This window comes from Rhodococcus sp. WB9 (assembly GCF_007558985.1).
GTDB lineage: Bacteria > Actinomycetota > Actinomycetes > Mycobacteriales > Mycobacteriaceae > Rhodococcus_F > Rhodococcus_F opacus.
In genome coordinates, this window is sequence record NZ_CP041769.1 from 4760996 (window position 1) to 4777262 (window position 16267).

Here is a 16267-nt window from a genome sequence, read left to right on the forward strand (position 1 = left end):
GAACGACTTCCGCCTCGGTAGTTCGGCCCGCCCCGATGAGAGCATCGCCTCCCACACGAGCATGCCGAACTCGGCGTGGGTGAAGACGTCACCCACTGGTGGATGATGACCAGGTGAGCAGCGACAACCGCGACGGTGAGCGCACGGCCGGAGAGACCGGGCGCGGAGAACTCCGCATCTATCTCGGCGCGGCCCCGGGCGTCGGCAAGACGTACGCGATGCTCGGTGAGGCGCACCGCCGCCGCGAACGAGGCTGCGACGTCGTGGTGGCCGTGGTGCAGACCTACGGCCGCGAGCACACCACAGCCCAGCTCGGCGACCTCGAGGTGATCGCCCCCAAGATCATCGACTACCGCGGGACGCGGGGCGCCGAACTCGACGTGGACGCGGTGCTGGCCCGGCGCCCCGCCCTGGTGCTGGTGGACGAACTCGCCCACACCAACACACCGGGCAGCGTCAACGACAAGCGCTGGCAGGACGTCGAGCAACTCCTCGCCGCCGGAATCGATGTCCTCACCACGCTCAACATCCAGCACCTCGAGAGCCTGAGCGACGTGGTCCAACACATCACGGGCGTGACCCAGCCGGAGACCGTCCCCGACGAGATCGTGCGCACGGCGGCGCAGGTCGAGCTGGTGGACATAACCCCGGAAGCGTTGCGGCGCAGACTATCCCACGGAAACATCTACACCCCCGACAAGGTCGACGCGGCGCTGGGTAACTACTTCCGGCAGGGCAACCTCACCGCACTGCGGGAACTCGCTCTGCTGTGGGTGGCCGACCAGGTAGATGCCGCCCTCACGAAATACCGGGCGGCGAAACGGATCACCGACACGTGGGAAGCCCGGGAACGGGTAGTGGTCGCGGTGACCGGTGGACCCGAATCGGAAACGTTGGTGCGGCGGGCGAGCCGCATCGCGTCGCGGTCGAGTGCCGAGCTGATCGTCGTGCACGTGGTGCGCGGTGACGGCCGGGCCGGGGTGTCCGCACCGGAAATGGGGAAGGTGCGGGCCCTCGCCGCGAGCCTCGGGGCGAGCCTGCACAGCGTGGTCGGGGACGACGTACCGGCGACGCTGCTCGACTTCGCCCGGGCCGCCAACGCCACCCAGTTGGTGCTCGGGACGTCGCGGCGATCACGGTGGGCGCGGATCGTCGACGAGGGAATTGGTGTGCGCGTCGTGCAACAATGCGGATTCATCGACGTGCACCTGGTGACGCACGAGGAGGCTAGCCGCCCGCGGCGGGTCCCACCGGTCGCGTCGCGGTCGCGGACGGTGACGGCGTGGCTCGCGGCCGTGCTCGTCCCCGGTGCCGCGGCCGCCGTGATGAGTCTGGTGGACCGCTGGTTCGGGATCGGCGGCGAAGGCGCACTGTTCTTCATCGTCGTCCTCGTCGTGTCCTTGCTCGGCGGCGTCGCCCCCGCGGCCCTGTCCGCCCTCGCCTCGGGCCTGCTCCTCAACTACTTCTTCACCCCGCCGGTGCACAGTTTCACGATCGCCGAGCCGGACAACTTCATCATCACGGTGGTGCTGCTGGTGGTGGCCGTTGCCGTTGCGGTGCTGGTCGATTCGGCCGCTCAGCGCACGCGGGAGGCCCGCAGGGCATCGCAGGAAGCGGAACTGCTGGCACTGTTCGCCGGGTCGGTGCTCCGCGGCGCAGGCCTGGCAGCACTACTCGGGAAGGTCCGCGAGACCTACGGTCAGGATTCGGTGAGCATGCTCTCGCAAGAAGATGGCCTGATCAGCTCGGTGGGGCCGAATCCAGCAACGGGAACCGACGACGCGGACACCGTGTGCGCAGTGACCGAGGGCGAGTACGCACTCGCCCTGCGCGGCCCCGAGGTGCACGCGCGGGATCGGAGAGTACTGCTCGCGGTGGCGAACCAGGCCGTGGGACTGATTCGACAGAGCACCCTCGCCCAGGAAGCCGGCAAAGCGCGTACCCTCGCGGAGGCGGACCGGTTGAGACGATCCCTGCTGTCCGCGGTCAGTCACGACCTGCGCACCCCACTGGCCGCCGTCAAGGCGGCGGCGTCCAGCCTGCGCAGCGACGACGTCGACTTCTCCCCGGAAGACACCGCCGAACTGCTGGCCACGATCGAGGAATCGGCCGATGCGCTGACCGCGCTGGTGGGCAACCTGCTCGATTCCTCCCGGCTCGCGGCCGGGGTGGTGACGCCCACCCTGCGGCCGGTGTACCTCGACGAGGTCGTCCACGAGGCGCTGATGGGACTGGGCATCGACGGACGGACCGGAACCCGAGTCCGCGAATGCGTACAGGTGGACGTCGGCTCGGTCGCCGCCATGGCCGACCCGGGCCTCCTCGAGCGGGTGATCGCGAACCTCGTCGACAACGCCCTCCGCTACGGCGGAGACTCCGTGGTCCGTGTGGGCGCCGGGGCGACGGGCGAGCGCACCCTGATCACCGTGGCCGACACCGGACCGGGAATACCGCGAGGACAAGCGGAACGGATGTTCGCGCCGTTCCAACGATCGGGCGACCGGGACACGACAACCGGGGTAGGGCTCGGCCTGTCGGTCGTGCGGGGGTTCGTCGACGCGATGGGCGGCAGCATCTCCGCCACCGACACCCCCGGCGGGGGACTCACCATGATCGTCGAGCTGGCCGGGGCGGACACCCGGTCGGGATGACCCGCGTACTCGTCGTCGACGACGAACCACAGATCCTGCGTGCCCTGCGGATCAATCTCAGAGGCGGATACGAAGTGGTCACCACCGATTCGGGTGCGGCCGCCGCATTGTGCCTCGCTGCGTAGCAGCCCGGACGTGGACGTGCCCGATTTGTCTGCTCGGTCGGGAACGTGCCGCCAGTTGTGGTGTTGTGGACCGGCGGCATCAGCTTCGGCGGGGTTATAGCGTTCATCTTCGCGGACCTGCTGATCCTGCCGATCCTCAACATCTACCGCAAATACTACGGGTGGAAAATGACCGTGCGGATCCAGAAGCAGCCGAAGTTCCCCGTCCAGGTAGGACGTTCGAGGTACGTCGTCGCATCGGATCTACCTCCCGTGGGGACCCATCCGGTTCGCTCGGACACGACTGGGGCGTGCCGCGGGGTTCACCGATGCCGTCGCCCGGCCGTCGTCATTCGTTACAGCAAGCAGAAGAGCGGGAGCAGAAGGGCCATTTGTCTGCTGCTTCGGGTAGGACTCGATGCTCTGGGCCCGGAAGGACTTGCCGTTGCAAGTCGAAGTCGCCGTCCTTGGCGCACGGCGCGGTAACGCCTCACGCCACATGTGCGTCGCGCAGGTTCGCGGCCTCCTCCAGGAGGTCGGGGTCGGCGGTCCGTTCGCGGACCACGCCGATTTCGGCGAGGATCGCTGCCCGGACCTGTTCGAGCGTGACGGCCGGGTTCAGGTCCGTCAGGGACGCCGCGGTGCCGGGGTCGAACTCCAACTCGAGGGCTGCATTGACATCGGTGAGAACCGCCCGCACGGGGTCGGAATCGGAGACCACCAGTTCGAAGCCGAAGAGCCACGCCCCGGCGACTATTCGCTGCGCGGTCCCTGCCAGCTTGACGCGGCCTGCGCCGTTCACCGTCCAATCACCGGGGCAATACTCACCGGGCACCGGTCCGATGCGAGCGTCGAGACCCAGCTTCCTCAGCACGCCGACGAGCCGCGGGGTGATGCGCTGGAAGCGGGGGCGCGCCCCGACCATGCCCTCGGTGTCCCGGGAGAACATCTCCACGACGAGGGCCTGCTCGTGGTAGGCCGCCGCCCGACCGCCGGCTCCTCGGACGACGGGGGTGAATCCGTGTCGCCGCGCCGCCGCGGCGGCGGCCGGAAACTGCGGTCGAACAGCGTCCAGACGTCCGAACGACAGCGTCCGCGCGGGACTGTAGATGCGGATCAGTGCAGGGGCATTCGGCTCTCGCGCGGTGCGACGCAGAAGTGCCGTGGCGAGCGCCGCGTCCAAGACGGGATCGTCCGGAAAGTGCGTGGTCAGCGACTGCTCGATCGTCATACTCTTCCCGTCGGTCCGCCCCGAATATCTCACGGCCACGACGTCATCGCCGCAACCTGCACGCCACTACAGTGTCGCCGAGGGGGACGACAAGAGCACCCGGAGGCAGTCGACGCGGGATCGCATTCGCGGATATCCCCGCGGCGGCTCTCACCGGAGCCCTACCCTGGACACGCCGAATTGCACTCCCTGAATGCCTGCACACAGTGTGCCGGACCAGCGCGCCGAGAGGTCGTCACGATGCTCCTCAGATCGAGTGTGGTCGTCTTGTCTTGTGCCGTCGCCGCGGTACTGTCCGCGTCCCCCGCCCAGGCCACGCCGTCGTCGGGAGTGACCGCGCAGGTGCTGTTCGAGACCACGGTTCCGGCGGTCGCGGGCAGTTCGGCGGGCACGGATCTCACGCTGCGGCGCATCGAGATCGCCCCCGGCGGCACGACGGGGTGGCACTTCCACGACGGTCCGGTGTACGCGTTCGTCGAATCCGGTGTGCTGTCCCGCACTCTGCAGGACTGCACGAAAGCGGTAACGACAGCCGGTCAGGCGATCACCGAGGACCACGGAAGCGATCACGTGCACGAGGGCTCGAATCTGGGCACCGAACCGCTGGTGTTGCTCGCGTTCTACACGGAACCGGAGGGCAAGCCGCTGTCCGAGGACGCGCCGGCGCCGGCCTGCTGACGGGTCACCGCACCCGCGTCCTCATCGTGCGACCGAGGCGATCCACTCGACTGCTCCCGCGACGTCGTCCACCGTTGCCGTTGCCGACGGCAACGGTGGACGGCGAATCATCAGCACCGGCACGCCCAGTGTGCGGGCGGCGTCGAGTTTCGCGTCGGTCTGACGGCCGCCACTGTTCTTGGTGACCAGGACGTCGATACGGTGCTCACGCATCAGCGTGATCTCGTCGGCCACCGCGAACGGCCCGCGGGCGAGGAGCAGTGTCGACTGCGGCGGCGTCGCCACGTCGGGCGGATCGATCGCGCGGATCAGAAACCACAGTGCGTTCAGGCCCGCGAACGCGTCGACACCCTGCCTGCCGATGGTGAGAAAGACTCTCGTTCCCAGATCTGGCAGCAGTGCGGCCGCGTCGACGAGGTCGGCGGCGCGGTGCCAGCGATCGCCGGGACGTGGAGACCATTCCGGGCGCCGCAGCACGACGTGCGGTATCCCGCGACGGTGCGCGGCGTCGGCGGCGTTGCTCGTAATCTGCGCCGCGAACGGATGCGTCGCGTCCACGATCGCGTCGACGGGATGCGCGCGCAGCCACTCGTCGAGTCCGTCCGCTCCCCCGAATCCGCCGATCCGCACGTCGCCGACGGGCAGGCGCGGATCGCGGACCCGGCCGGCGAGGGAGGACACGGTGTCGACCCCCGGAACGTCCGTGAGTGCGGCGGCGAGCGCTCGGGCCTCCCCGGTGCCGCCGAGGATCAGGATCCGTGCCACGCTCAGTGGGTGGTGCGCTCGCGAGTGGCGGAATACAGGTAACTGTCCGGAAATCCTTCGGCAGCAAGCACTTTCCCGACGATTACCACGGCGGTCTTCGTGACGCCCGCGGCCTTCACCTGATCGGCGATCGTGGCCAGGGTGCCGCGGAGCACGATCTCGTCGGGACGCGACGCGAACGCGACTACGGCGGCGGGACAGTCGCGGCCGTAGTTCTCGGTGAGTTCCAGGGCGATCTGATCGATCCGGTGCGCACCCAGGTGCACCACCATCGTGGCACCGCTGCGGCCGAGGGAACGCAGGTCCTCACCCTCCGGCATCGCGGTGGACAGGGTGGACACGCGGGTCAGCACGATCGACTGCGAGACACCGGGAACGGTCAACTCCCGCCCCAGCGACGCCGCCGCGGCGGTGAACGCGGGAACCCCGGGCACCACGGTGTACGCGACGCCGGCGGCCTCGAGCCGGCGCACCTGTTCGGCGACGGCACTGAAGATCGACGGGTCACCCGAATGCAGCCGGGCGACGTCCTGACCGGCCGCGTCCGCCTCGATCAGCAGGGCGACGATCTCGTCGAGACTCAGCCGCGCCGTATCGATCACCCGTGCACCCTCGGGGCATTCCGCCAGGAGTTCCTGCGGGACGAGGCTGCCCGCGTACAGGCAGACGGGGCTGGCCGCGATGATCCGCTGCGCGCGGACCGTGACCAGGTCGGCCGCGCCGGGACCTGCCCCGATGAAGTACACCGTCATGTCGCATCACCTTCCGACTGCTTCGTCACCGACCACTGCGCCACCGGCAGTTGCGGCCGCCACGCGGTGAACCCGCCGAGCGGCTCACCGCGATACACCTGAAACTTGCGGAGCTCCCCTCCGCAATTCGAGAACCATTGCAGCAAAAGTGCTTCCGATTCCGCCGTCACCGCGTTGGCCACCATCCGGCCGCCGACTCGGAGCCGGGACCAGCACTCCTCGAGCAGACCGTCCTGCGTGACGCCACCGCCGACGAAGATCGCGTTCGGGGTGGACAGTTCCCGCGGTACGTCCTCGAACGCTGCGGGTGCGTCACCGAACACCAGGAGGGACGGCACCCCGAGCGCCGAAGCGTTCGACTCGATCTGGTCGGCACGTGCCGCGCTGCGCTCGAAAGTCACTGCCCGGCAGAGGGGGTGGGTACGCATCCATTCGATCGCGACCGTGCCGGACCCGCCTCCCACGTCCCACAGCAGCTCCCCCGCCGCGGGGGCGAGAGCGCAGAGCGTCAGTGCGCGGATCTCGTGTTTGGTCATCTGCCCGTCGCCCGTGAACGCGACGTCGGGCAGTCCGGGCATCCGGGTCAGCCGGAGGGTGCTGGAGTCGGCCCGGCAGTCGATCGCGATCACGTTCAGCCGGGCCCCCGGATCACGTGACCAGGCCGACGCCGTTCCGTCGAGCCTCGACTCGTCGGGTCCGCCCAGTTCGCCGAGCACGGTGAGCCGCGACAGCCCGAAGCCGTGTTTCGTCAGGAGTTCGGCCGCGGCGGCGGGTGTGTGTTCGTCGCGACTCAGCACGAGCAGTCGCGTGTGATCGCCGAGTGCAGGCAGGAGCGTGTCCACCGGCCGGTTCACCAGACTGACCACGGGCGTCTCGTGCGCCGCCCAGCCCAGCCGGGCGCAGGCCAGGGTGGCGGACGAGGGGTGCGAGATCACCCGCACCCGCTCCGCACCGAGCAGGTCGACGAGGGTGACGCCGATACCGTGGAACATCGGGTCTCCGCTGGCCAGGACACACACCCGCCGACCGCGGTGCTGTTCGAACAAGCCCGGCAGCGCGGGGACGAGCGGCGACGGCCAAGCCACCCGCAGCGCCGGCGACTCGGGAACCAGGGCGAGTTGCCGCCCCGAACCCATCACAACGTCGGCGCCCTCGATCGCGCGTCGCGCGGACGGCGCCAGACCGTCCCACCCGTCGGCACCGATACCGACGACGACGATCGGGTCGGTCATCGCGGCATCCGGCGCCAGACCGCCTGCGGCAGCAACCTCATGACGAAGAACACCGGGCGCAACCGTCCCGGCACCCACACTCGGCTCGCACCGCGGTGCAGACCCCGCACGACCGCGTCCGCGACCTGCGCCGGTGTGCTCGACATCGGCGCCGGCGACATCCCCTCGGTCATCCGGCCGATCACGAAACCGGACCGCACGAGCAGGAGGGAGACGCCGCTGCCGTGGAGGGCGTCGCCGAGACCGGAGGCGAACCCGTCCAGGCCCGCCTTCGCCGACCCGTACACGTAGTTGGCGCGGCGCACGCGCACGCCTGCGACGGACGAGAACACGACGATCCGTCCCGACCGCTGTTCCCGGAGCAGGGTCGCGAGATGCGTGAGCAGACCGACCTGCGCGACGTAGTCGGTGTGGACCACGGCAACGGCGTGCCGTGCGTCCCGCTCAGCGCGCGCCTGATCGCCGAGAATGCCGAACGCCAGCACCGCGACCGACAGCGGTCCGTGCGTGTCCACCACGGACCGCAGCAGCTTCTCGTGGCTCTCGAGGTCGTCGGCGTCGAATTCCACGCAGTCCACCACGGACGCGCCCGCGTCCAGCAGCGCCTGCCGTTCGGCGGCGAGTTCGGTGCTGCGGCGGGCGGCGAGGACGATCGTGCGACCGGGTGCGAGCCGGGTGGCGATCTCGAGGCCGATCTCGCTGCGACCACCGAGGAGAAGTACCACCCCGTCGTCGCCGGGCTTGCCGCTGTTCTTCTTCGATCCCAGGCTCACCCGTCCAGTGTCCTGGATTACCGTCGGGGCATGGACCGCACCCCCTCCACCCCGATCCGCCTGACCGACGCGGCGCTCACCTTCCTCGGCGAATACCACCTCGGGACGCTCGCCACCCTCCGCAAGAACGGCACCCCGCACGTCGTCGCCGTCGGCTTCACCTGGGATCAGGAGCACGGGCTGGCGCGGGTCATCACCAACGGCTCCTCGCAGAAGGCACTCAACGCCGAACGCGGAGGGTACGGCGCGGTGAGCCAGGTGGACGGACCGCGCTGGATGACACTCGAGGGCCCCGCCCGGGTGCTGACCGACCCCGATTCCGTCGCCGACGCCGTGGCCCGCTACGCCGCGCGGTACCGCCAGCCCCGGGTGAACCCGACCCGCGTGGTCGTGGAGATCGCCGTCAGCCGCGTACTCGGCTCGGCTGCGCTGCGTCACCACTGAACCGCAACTTCCACGGGACCAGCGCGGACTCGATCTGCACGGCGAGGCTCATCTTGGACACCCCGTCGGTGCGCTCCTCGAACCGGATCGGGACCTCCGCGATGGTCATGCCGCGCTGCACCGTGCGGTAGTTCATCTCCACCTGGAACGCGTACCCGTTGCTCTGCACACCGTCGACGTCGATGGCCCGCAGGGTGTCCGCGTGCCACGCCTTGAACCCGGCGGTGGCGTCCTTGACGCGCAACCGCAGGATCGCGTTGACGTAGAAGTTCGCCCACGCCGACAGCGCCTTGCGATGCCAGGGCCAGTCGCTGGCGACCGCGCCACCGGCCACGTAGCGGGAGCCGAGCACGACGGCCGCGTCCGTTGTCGCCAGCGTCTCCACCATCCGCGGAATGGCCTCGGTGGGGTGCGACAGGTCGGCGTCCATCTGGATCACGATGTCCGCGCCCTCGTCCAGCGCCCGGGTCATCCCGGCGACGTAGGCCCGTCCGAGGCCGTCCTTCACGGTCCGGTGCAGGACTCCGACCGGGATCGGACCGCTCTGCGCGAGCGTGTCGGCGACCTCACCGGTGCCGTCCGGCGAGTTGTCGTCGACGACCAGCACATGCAGGTTCGGAATTTCCGACGCCGCGAGAAGCTCGACGATCTTGGGCAGGTTGTCGCGTTCGTTGTAGGTCGGTACGACGACGGTTACCTTCGGGGCGACGCTTTCCATGACACCTTCGCGTGATCTGTGATCCCGACTCTCCGCGGACGTGCAGCGGCGAGTGCGGTCGTGAACAAATGGAAGATGTTACTACCCGCGCCGCACCGCCCCCGCACGCTCCCGGTGCTCAGCCGGGGAGCACCGTCAGTCCGTGGGGCCGGGTGTTGACCGGCTCACAGCCGTCGGCGGTCACGATCACGATGTCCTCGATCCGCGCACCCCACTCCCCGCGGAAGTAGATGCCGGGCTCCACGCTGAACGCCATCCCCTCGGCCAGCTCGATCGCATTACCCGACACGATGTACGGCTCCTCGTGCACCGACAACCCGATTCCGTGCCCGGTCCGGTGCACGAACACCTCGGCCAGCCCCTGCGCGGCCAGCAGGTCGCGGGCGGCCGAGTCGACCGCCTCCGCGGTGACGCCGGGACGCACCAGGTCGACGGCCGCCGCCTGTGCCTCCTCCAGTACCGCGAACTTCGCTGCCACACCCGGATCGGGCTCACCCATGCTGTACGTGCGGGTGGAGTCGGAGTTGTAGCCGGGTTCGACGGGCCCGCCGATGTCGATGACCACGACGTCACCCGATTCGACGACCCGCTCGGACACCTCGTGGTGCGGGTCGGCTCCGTGCGGTCCCGAGCCGACGATGACGAACGCCACCTCGGTGTGTCCTTCCGCCAGGATCGCGGCGGTGATGTCCGCCGCCACCTCGGCCTCGGTGCGGCCGACCTTCAGGAACTCCCCCATCCGTGCGTGGACCCGGTCGATGGCCTGACCGGCCCGGCGCAACGCGTCGATCTCTGCTTGGTCCTTGACCATCCGCAACTCCCGCAGCACCCCGGTGGCCAGGACCGGCAGCGCACCGAGCGCCTCCGACAGCGGAATCAGGTGCAGCGCAGGCATCGCATCGGTGACGGCGGTCCGGGCAGGCGACGGCAGCAGTCCCGACACCAACGCGTACGGGTCGACCCCGTCGACCCAGTCACGGATCGTCAACCCGAGCTCGGACGCCGCCGACTCGGTGAGCGATGCCAGTTCGAGCCGCGGCACGACCACGGACGCGGTGTCGCCGTTCGCGGGAATCACCAGGCAGGTGAGCCGTTCGAACGACTCCGCGCGCGAACCCAGCAGATACCGCAGGTCGGGTCCCGGGGTGATGAGGAGGCCGTCGAGTCCGGCGTCGCGGGCCAGTGCGCCTGCGCGAGCGATCCGGTCGGCATAGATGGTGGTCGGGAAACGTGAAGTCGATGCGCCGAGGGAACTCATGGCTTCAGGCTAAACCGGTTTGGCAGGATGAGGGTCATGACAGGGCCTCTGCTTCTCCTCGACGGTGCCAGCCTGTGGTTTCGCGCGTACTACGCGCTACCCGACTCGATCACCTCACCCGACGGTCGATCCGTCAACGCGGTGCGCGGGTTCGCCGACATGGTGGCCGCACTGATCACCAAGCACCAACCGACCCGGCTCGCAGTGTGCCTCGACCTCGACTGGCGGCCCGCGTTCCGCGTCGAGGCCGTGCCCACCTACAAGGCGCACCGGGTCGCCGAGGACACCGGCGGGGCGGAGGAAGAGGTTCCCGACACCCTGTCGCCGCAGGTCCCGATGATCCTGGATGTCCTGGCCGCCACCGGAATCGCGACCGCCGGCGCCGACGGGCTCGAGGCCGACGACGTTCTCGGCACCCTGGCCGCCACCGAGACTCGCGACACCACCATCGTCGTCACCGGCGACCGCGACCTCCTGCAGGTCGTTACGGACGACCCCGTGCCGGTGCGGGTGCTGTACGTGGTGCGCGGCCTCGCCAAGGCCGAACTGCTCGGGCCGGAAGAGGTCGCAGCCAAATACGGGGTGCCCGCCGACCGGGCCGGTGAGGCCTACGCCGAACTCGCCCTGCTGCGCGGCGACTCGTCCGACGGGCTGCCGGGTGTGAAGGGAATCGGCGAGAAGACCGCGTCGAGCCTGATCATGCAATACGGATCGCTCGCCGCCCTGCGGGCCGCCGCAGTCGATCCCGAATCCGACATGGCGAAGGGTGCGCGCGCGAAATTCGCCGCCGCAGCCGATTATCTCGACGCGGCACTGCCGGTGGTGCGGGTGGTGCGGAACGCGGATGTCGAACTGTCCCGTGAAGACACGCTGCCCGCCGAACCAGTCGATGCGGACCGGCTCGGCAGGCTGGCGGAGGAACTCGGAATCGAGAATTCCGTCGGCCGCCTCACTGCGGCGATGAAAAAGGTGGCCGCCGCACGGGTTCCGTGACGGACAGGTGGGCCGAGGACGTGTCTAACTGGGGCGGCTCACCTCGTACGTGCCCTTGTCGTCGGTGAAGGTGAGAGTGACCTGCTTCTTCTCACCGTCGACGGTGAGACTGCACGTGAAGCTGTTGCCCTTCTTCACTTCCTGATCCGCGGGGCACGTGACACCGGACACGTTCTCGGCGCCGTAAGAATCGGTGACGATGCGCTCGACACCGTCCTCGGCCGCCTTCTGATCGAGCGTGTCCGTGCCGAAGACCGTGAACGCGAGCACCAGGGCGATACCCACGATCACCAGCAGAGCCACCACACCACCGATGATCAACGGCAGCTTCGACTTCCCCGACGACGACGGCTGCCCCCACTGCTGCTGGCCGGGGGTCGGGCCCCACTGCTGCTGACCCGGTTGCTGCCCCCACTGCGGCTGCCCGGGCTGCTGACCCCACTGTCCTGGACCCGGCTGTCCGAGCTGACCGGGTTGCGGCTGCTGACCCCACTGCGGTTGTCCGGGCTGCTGCGGGTGCTGGCCCCACTGCGGCTGCCCGGGCTGCTGAGGCTGACCCGGTCCCGGCTGTCCCCACGGCTGGGCGGGCGGCTGCTGACCGTACTGCGGCGCCCCGTACTGGCCGCCGGTCTGGTCAGGGTTGCCCTGGCCCGGTTGCTGTCCCTGGGCCCATTGCCCGTTCGGGTCGTTCGGTCCGTAAGGGCCGCTCATCGTCGCCTCCCGCTCACGTGTCAAGTTTTGTACCTACCGTAACGCCCCACCATCGGATTCGGGCCCTCGGACGGCGTGCGAATCCAACCACATGGCGTCGTGTCACGCAGCATCCACGGCGACGACACCGCGGCGGATCGCCGCGACCGCACGACCTGCGGCTTTGCCGACGTCCGGATCGGGGGACGTCGACCGGACCTGTTCGAGCAGGTCGATCACCTGCCTGCACCACCGAACGAAGTCGCCGGCAGACAGTGCACGCCCCTGATCTCCTGCCGCGATCAGCGCCTCGACGAGCGAATTGTCGCTCGCCCAGTGGAAGATCGCGGCAGCGAAGCCGAGGTCCGGCTCACGGGTGGGCGGCAGTTTGTGCCGGATCTCGTCCGCCCGCAGCTCCCGCCACACCCGCACCGTCTCGTCGAGGGCGTGCCGCAATGCTCCCGGACCGCCGCCTTCGACGGTGTCCCCTTCACGGCGCGATTCGAAGATCACGGCGGACACGACGGCGGCGAGCTCCGCGGGCCCGAGCCCCTTCCACACACCCTGCCGGAGGCACTCGGCCACCAAGAGGTCGCTCTCGCAATAGATTCGACTCAACCGCGTGCCGTGCTCGGTGGCGTCGGGGTGTTCGCCCGGCGAGATGTAGTCGCGCTCGGCGAGCAGCGACAGGATGCGATCGAACGTGCGCGCCAACGAGTTCGTCGTGGCAGCCACCTTCTGCCGCATCGTCTCGGTCTCGCGGGCCAGCCGGTTGTAGCGTTCACCGATCCGGCTCAGCTGCTCGCGGTCGGGCCAACTGTGGCACGGGTGCTGCCGGATGGCGCGCCGCAGCCGCGCGATCTCGGCGTCGTCGACGCCGGCACCCGACTTCTTACGCTTCCGGCGACCCGGCGCAACGATTCCGGTGCTGCGCAATGCCGATGCCAGATCGCGTCGCACCCGGGCGGTGTGGTGATCGAAGCGCCGCGGCAACCGCATCGACCCCAAAGACCGTGCAGGCTCGGGGAAGTCGCCGGCCGACACCCGGCCCGCCCATTTCGCCTCGGTGAGGATCAACGGCTTCGGATCCGTCGGGTCCCGGTCCGGTTCCAGCACCACGGCCAGACCGGAGTGCCGTCCCACCGGGATCGCGATCACGTCGCCACGCCGCAATGCGACGAGCGAGGCGACGGCGGCGTCCCGGCGTTCGGTTCGGCCTGCCCGTTCGAGTGACCGTTCCCGGCTGCTCAGTTCCTCCCGCAGGCGCGCGTACTCGAAGTACTCGCCGTCCTCGCCGCCCAGCCGTTCGCGGAGCGTGGTGAGCGCGGCCTCGTTGCGTTCGATGCCGCGCGTCAGGCCGACCACGGACCGGTCGGCCTGGAACTGGGCGAACGACCGCTCGAGCAGGGCCCGTGATTCCGCCGCGCCCATGCGATCGACCAGGTTGATGGTCATGTTGTAGCCGGGACGGAACGAGCTGCGGAGCGGAAAGGTGCGCGTGGAGGCCAGCCCGGCGACGTCCACGGGTTCCACCCCGGGCTGCCACAGGACCACCGCGTGACCCTCGATGTCGATGCCGCGACGTCCCGCCCGGCCGGTGAGCTGCGTGTACTCCCCCGGGGTGAGTTCGGCGTGGGCCTCGCCGTTGTACTTGACGAGGCGTTCGAGGACGACCGTGCGGGCGGGCATGTTGATGCCCAGCGCCAGCGTCTCGGTGGCGAACACGGCCCGGACCAGCCCCTTGACGAACAACTCCTCGACCGTCTGCCGGAACGCGGGCAGCATCCCCGCGTGGTGCGCGGCGAGCCCCCGCTCGAGCGCCTTGCGCCATTCCCAGTACCCGAGGACCTCCAGATCGGCCTTCGGCAGTTCGGCGGTGTGGGCGTCGATGATGGTCCGGATCTCGGCGACCTGCTCCGGCGTCGTCAGATCGAGGCGGGACCGCAGGCACTGCGCCAGCGCGGCGTCGCACCCGGCGCGGCTGAAGATGAACGTGATCGCCGGGAGGAGTCCCTCGTCGTCGAGGCGGGAGATCACTTCCGGTCGGGGCAGCGGCCGGAAGTCGCTGGAGAACCCGCCGCCGCGGCGTCCCCTACCCCGGGTCTCCCACGAGTCGGCCCGCTCGAGCGCCTGTCTCTGTTTGACGTGCCGGACCAGATCCTGGTCGACCACCAGATCCTTGAGCGCGTCCCCGCTGCGCGCCCTCGTGTCGAAGAGGTCGAACAGCCGCTTCCCGACCATGATGTGCTGCCACAGCGGGATCGGGCGGTTCTCGTCGACCACCACGGTGGTGTCGCCGCGCACCGTTTCCATCCACGCGCCGAACTCCTCGGCGTTGCTGACGGTCGCCGACAGGCTCACGAGGCGGACGTCCTCGGAAAGGTGCAGGATCACCTCTTCCCACACGGCCCCACGGAACCGGTCCGCCAGGAAGTGCACCTCGTCCATGACGACGTGGGACAACCCGCGCAGCGCCGGGGAGTCGGCGTACAGCATGTTCCGCAGCACCTCGGTGGTCATGACGACCACCGGGGCGTCCGAGTTGATGCTCGAATCACCGGTCAGCAGCCCGACCGTGTCCTTGCCGTACCGCCGCACCAGCTCCGCGTACTTCTGATTGCTCAGCGCCTTGATGGGTGTCGTGTAGAAGCACTTGCGACCGGCGGCGAGCGCCAAGTGCACGGCGAATTCGCCGACCACGGTCTTTCCCGCGCCGGTCGGGGCGCAGACGAGGACGCCGTGACCGCCCTCGAGAGCGCGGCAGGCGTTGATCTGGAAGGGGTCGAGCACGAAGCCGAGCTGCGCCGAGAACACATCGAGTTCGGTGCCGCCGGTCGTGTCACCTGTTGTCACTGCCACCCCGTCAGGTTGTCACAGGGTGTCGGAGAAGTCCTGACCCGGTGTGTTGCTGCCGGTCGTGCTCGCCGCGTCGTTCTTGCTCGCGGCGCCGGACCTCCCGGACTTGCGTGACCGCCGGAACCGACCCGCCGGCTCGGGGACCGGTGTGGCGGCGACGTCGAACGCCTCGTTCAGGTCCGACGGCGCGGCGATCGTCGACGCCTCGTCGTCGTCGAGGGCACCCCACTCCTGCTCCGTCCGACGAGCCTTGCGGCGGTCGTTGATGCGGGCGATCTGCACGGCGACCTCGAACAGCAGGGTCAACGCGAACGCGAGCGCGAGCATCGAGAACGGGTCCTGCCCGGGGGTGGCGATCGCGGCGAACACGAACAGAGCGAAGATCAGGCCGCGGCGCCACGCCTTGAGCTTCGCGTAGGGCAGGATGCCGACGAAGTTCAGCGCGACGATGAGCAGCGGGATCTCGAAACTGACACCGAAGATGATCAGCAGGTTGATGATGAACCCGAAGTATTCCGCGCCGCCGAGTGCGGTGATCTGGACGTTGTCGCCGATCGTCAGCAGGAAGTGCAAGGCCTTCGCGACGACCACATAGGCGAGGACGGCGCCGGCGAGGAACAGCGCGGCGCCGGACACCACGAAGCCGATCGCGTAGCGGCGCTCCTTCGAGTAGAGGCCGGGCGTGATGAACGCCCACAGCTGGTACAGCCAGATGGGACAGGCGAGGACGATGCCTGCCGTCAGCGCGACCTTGAAGCGGAGCATGAACTGCTCGAACGGTCCGGTCGCGAGGAGCCGGCACGACCCGTCGTTGCTCAGGTCGGCGCGACTCGACGCCGGCAGCGAACAGTACGGCCCGCGCAGGAGCTCACCGAGACTCTCGATCCCGAGAATCTGGTGGGAGTACCAGAAGAAGCCCACCGCGGTGGTGACCACGATGGCCAGCACCGACAGGAGCAACCGCGTGCGCAGCTCGTAGAGGTGATCGACCAACGACATGGTGCCGTCGGGATTGGTCCTCCGCTTGCTGTGGCGCGGATCGAACGGAATTCGCACTGTTGTTCGCCCTAGTCTTGGTCAGCAGGCAACCGGGGTGAAGAGTCACCCCGGTTGTCAGGCGGC

The 16267-nt window shown here is 69.1% G+C and carries 14 protein-coding genes and 2 pseudogenes; 6 read left to right on the forward strand and 10 right to left on the reverse strand.

Annotated features, from left to right (window positions below):
• The first annotated feature begins 113 nt into the window (after positions 1–113).
• The 3 genes and pseudogenes from FND50_RS22075 to FND50_RS22080 form a co-directional block, all read left to right on the forward strand.
• Positions 114–2651, forward strand: coding sequence for a sensor histidine kinase KdpD (locus FND50_RS22075; protein WP_144287119.1), 2538 nt, complete (start codon positions 114–116; stop codon positions 2649–2651).
• Positions 2648–2755 (forward strand): annotated as a pseudogene (locus tag FND50_RS36260) (DNA-binding response regulator); the annotation flags it as partial. The gene FND50_RS22075 and the pseudogene FND50_RS36260, both read left to right, overlap by 4 nt.
• A 45-nt stretch (positions 2756–2800) precedes the next feature.
• Positions 2801–2947, forward strand: a pseudogene (locus FND50_RS22080) (permease); the annotation flags it as partial.
• 298 nt (positions 2948–3245) lie between these two features.
• On the opposite strand, the gene FND50_RS22085 reads toward FND50_RS22080, so the two are convergent.
• A complete protein-coding gene (locus FND50_RS22085; protein ID WP_144287120.1) occupies positions 3246–3986 on the reverse strand; it encodes a lipoyl protein ligase domain-containing protein in 741 nt (246 codons plus the stop codon).
• Between the two features lie 240 nt (positions 3987–4226).
• Here FND50_RS22085 and FND50_RS22090 point away from each other — a divergent pair, with 240 nt between their 5' ends.
• On the forward strand, positions 4227–4664 hold the full coding sequence (locus FND50_RS22090; RefSeq protein ID WP_005564295.1) for a cupin domain-containing protein: 438 nt from the start codon (positions 4227–4229) through the stop codon (positions 4662–4664).
• Positions 4665–4685: 21 nt separating this feature from the next.
• Here the strand turns inward: FND50_RS22090 and FND50_RS22095 are convergent, their stop codons facing one another.
• The 4 genes from FND50_RS22095 to FND50_RS22110 are packed head-to-tail and all read right to left on the reverse strand — an operon-like array spanning position 4686 to position 8186.
• Positions 4686–5429 carry a cobalt-precorrin-6A reductase gene (locus FND50_RS22095; protein WP_144287121.1) on the reverse strand — a complete coding sequence of 248 codons (744 nt, stop codon included), beginning with the start codon at positions 5427–5429 and terminating at the stop codon, positions 4686–4688.
• Positions 5430–5431: 2 nt separating this feature from the next.
• Positions 5432–6181 carry a precorrin-4 C(11)-methyltransferase gene (gene cobM / locus FND50_RS22100; protein WP_005242952.1) on the reverse strand — a complete coding sequence of 250 codons (750 nt, stop codon included), beginning with the start codon at positions 6179–6181 and terminating at the stop codon, positions 5432–5434.
• On the reverse strand, positions 6178–7413 hold the full coding sequence (gene cbiE / locus FND50_RS22105; RefSeq protein WP_144287122.1) for a precorrin-6y C5,15-methyltransferase (decarboxylating) subunit CbiE: 1236 nt from the start codon (positions 7411–7413) through the stop codon (positions 6178–6180). The genes cobM and cbiE overlap by 4 nt, the downstream gene beginning before the upstream one ends.
• Positions 7410–8186 carry an SDR family NAD(P)-dependent oxidoreductase gene (locus tag FND50_RS22110; RefSeq protein WP_144287123.1) on the reverse strand — a complete coding sequence of 259 codons (777 nt, stop codon included), beginning with the start codon at positions 8184–8186 and terminating at the stop codon, positions 7410–7412. Before FND50_RS22110 ends, cbiE begins: the two co-directional genes overlap by 4 nt.
• Positions 8187–8216: 30 nt before the next feature.
• On the opposite strand from FND50_RS22110, the gene FND50_RS22115 reads away from it, so the two are divergent.
• Positions 8217–8630, forward strand: coding sequence for a TIGR03618 family F420-dependent PPOX class oxidoreductase (locus FND50_RS22115; protein ID WP_144287124.1), 414 nt, complete (start codon positions 8217–8219; stop codon positions 8628–8630).
• On the opposite strand, the gene FND50_RS22120 is transcribed toward FND50_RS22115, so the two are convergent.
• Together FND50_RS22120 and FND50_RS22125 are read right to left on the reverse strand one after the other, a co-directional pair.
• Positions 8590–9348 carry a polyprenol monophosphomannose synthase gene (locus FND50_RS22120; RefSeq protein WP_007299070.1) on the reverse strand — a complete coding sequence of 253 codons (759 nt, stop codon included), beginning with the start codon at positions 9346–9348 and terminating at the stop codon, positions 8590–8592. The two genes, FND50_RS22115 and FND50_RS22120, sit on opposite strands and share 41 nt — an antisense overlap.
• Before the next feature lie 118 nt (positions 9349–9466).
• Positions 9467–10606 carry a Xaa-Pro peptidase family protein gene (locus tag FND50_RS22125; RefSeq protein WP_144287125.1) on the reverse strand — a complete coding sequence of 380 codons (1140 nt, stop codon included), beginning with the start codon at positions 10604–10606 and terminating at the stop codon, positions 9467–9469.
• A 36-nt stretch (positions 10607–10642) separates the two neighbouring features.
• On the opposite strand from FND50_RS22125, the gene FND50_RS22130 reads away from it, so the two are divergent.
• Positions 10643–11599 carry a 5'-3' exonuclease gene (locus FND50_RS22130; protein WP_144287126.1) on the forward strand — a complete coding sequence of 319 codons (957 nt, stop codon included), beginning with the start codon at positions 10643–10645 and terminating at the stop codon, positions 11597–11599.
• 24 nt (positions 11600–11623) lie between these two features.
• On the opposite strand, the gene FND50_RS22135 is transcribed toward FND50_RS22130, so the two are convergent.
• From FND50_RS22135 to tatC, 3 genes are all read right to left on the reverse strand, one after another.
• Positions 11624–12310, reverse strand: coding sequence for a DUF4333 domain-containing protein (locus FND50_RS22135; RefSeq protein ID WP_144287127.1), 687 nt, complete (start codon positions 12308–12310; stop codon positions 11624–11626).
• Between the two features lie 102 nt (positions 12311–12412).
• Positions 12413–15142, reverse strand: a complete 2730-nt coding sequence (locus FND50_RS22140; RefSeq protein WP_039952131.1) for an RNA helicase — start codon at positions 15140–15142, stop codon at positions 12413–12415.
• A gap of 18 nt (positions 15143–15160) precedes the next feature.
• A complete protein-coding gene (gene tatC / locus FND50_RS22145) occupies positions 15161–16201 on the reverse strand; it encodes a twin-arginine translocase subunit TatC (RefSeq protein WP_007299066.1) in 1041 nt (346 codons plus the stop codon).
• Positions 16202–16267 lie beyond the last annotated feature (66 nt).

Excerpts from the sequence above, each read along its gene's own strand:
- FND50_RS22120 (WP_007299070.1), bottom strand. The coding sequence starts at position 9,348 with ATGGAAAGCGTCGCCCCGAAGGTAACCGTCGTCGTACCGACCTACAAC.
- FND50_RS22085 (WP_144287120.1), bottom strand. The coding sequence starts at position 3,986 with ATGACGATCGAGCAGTCGCTGACCACGCACTTTCCGGACGATCCCGTC.
- cobM (WP_005242952.1), bottom strand. The coding sequence starts at position 6,181 with ATGACGGTGTACTTCATCGGGGCAGGTCCCGGCGCGGCCGACCTGGTC.
- cbiE (WP_144287122.1), bottom strand. The coding sequence starts at position 7,413 with ATGACCGACCCGATCGTCGTCGTCGGTATCGGTGCCGACGGGTGGGAC.
- FND50_RS22125 (WP_144287125.1), bottom strand. The coding sequence starts at position 10,606 with ATGAGTTCCCTCGGCGCATCGACTTCACGTTTCCCGACCACCATCTAT.
- FND50_RS22090 (WP_005564295.1), top strand. The coding sequence starts at position 4,227 with ATGCTCCTCAGATCGAGTGTGGTCGTCTTGTCTTGTGCCGTCGCCGCG.
- FND50_RS22135 (WP_144287127.1), bottom strand. The coding sequence starts at position 12,310 with ATGAGCGGCCCTTACGGACCGAACGACCCGAACGGGCAATGGGCCCAG.
- FND50_RS22130 (WP_144287126.1), top strand. The coding sequence starts at position 10,643 with ATGACAGGGCCTCTGCTTCTCCTCGACGGTGCCAGCCTGTGGTTTCGC.
- FND50_RS22115 (WP_144287124.1), top strand. The coding sequence starts at position 8,217 with ATGGACCGCACCCCCTCCACCCCGATCCGCCTGACCGACGCGGCGCTC.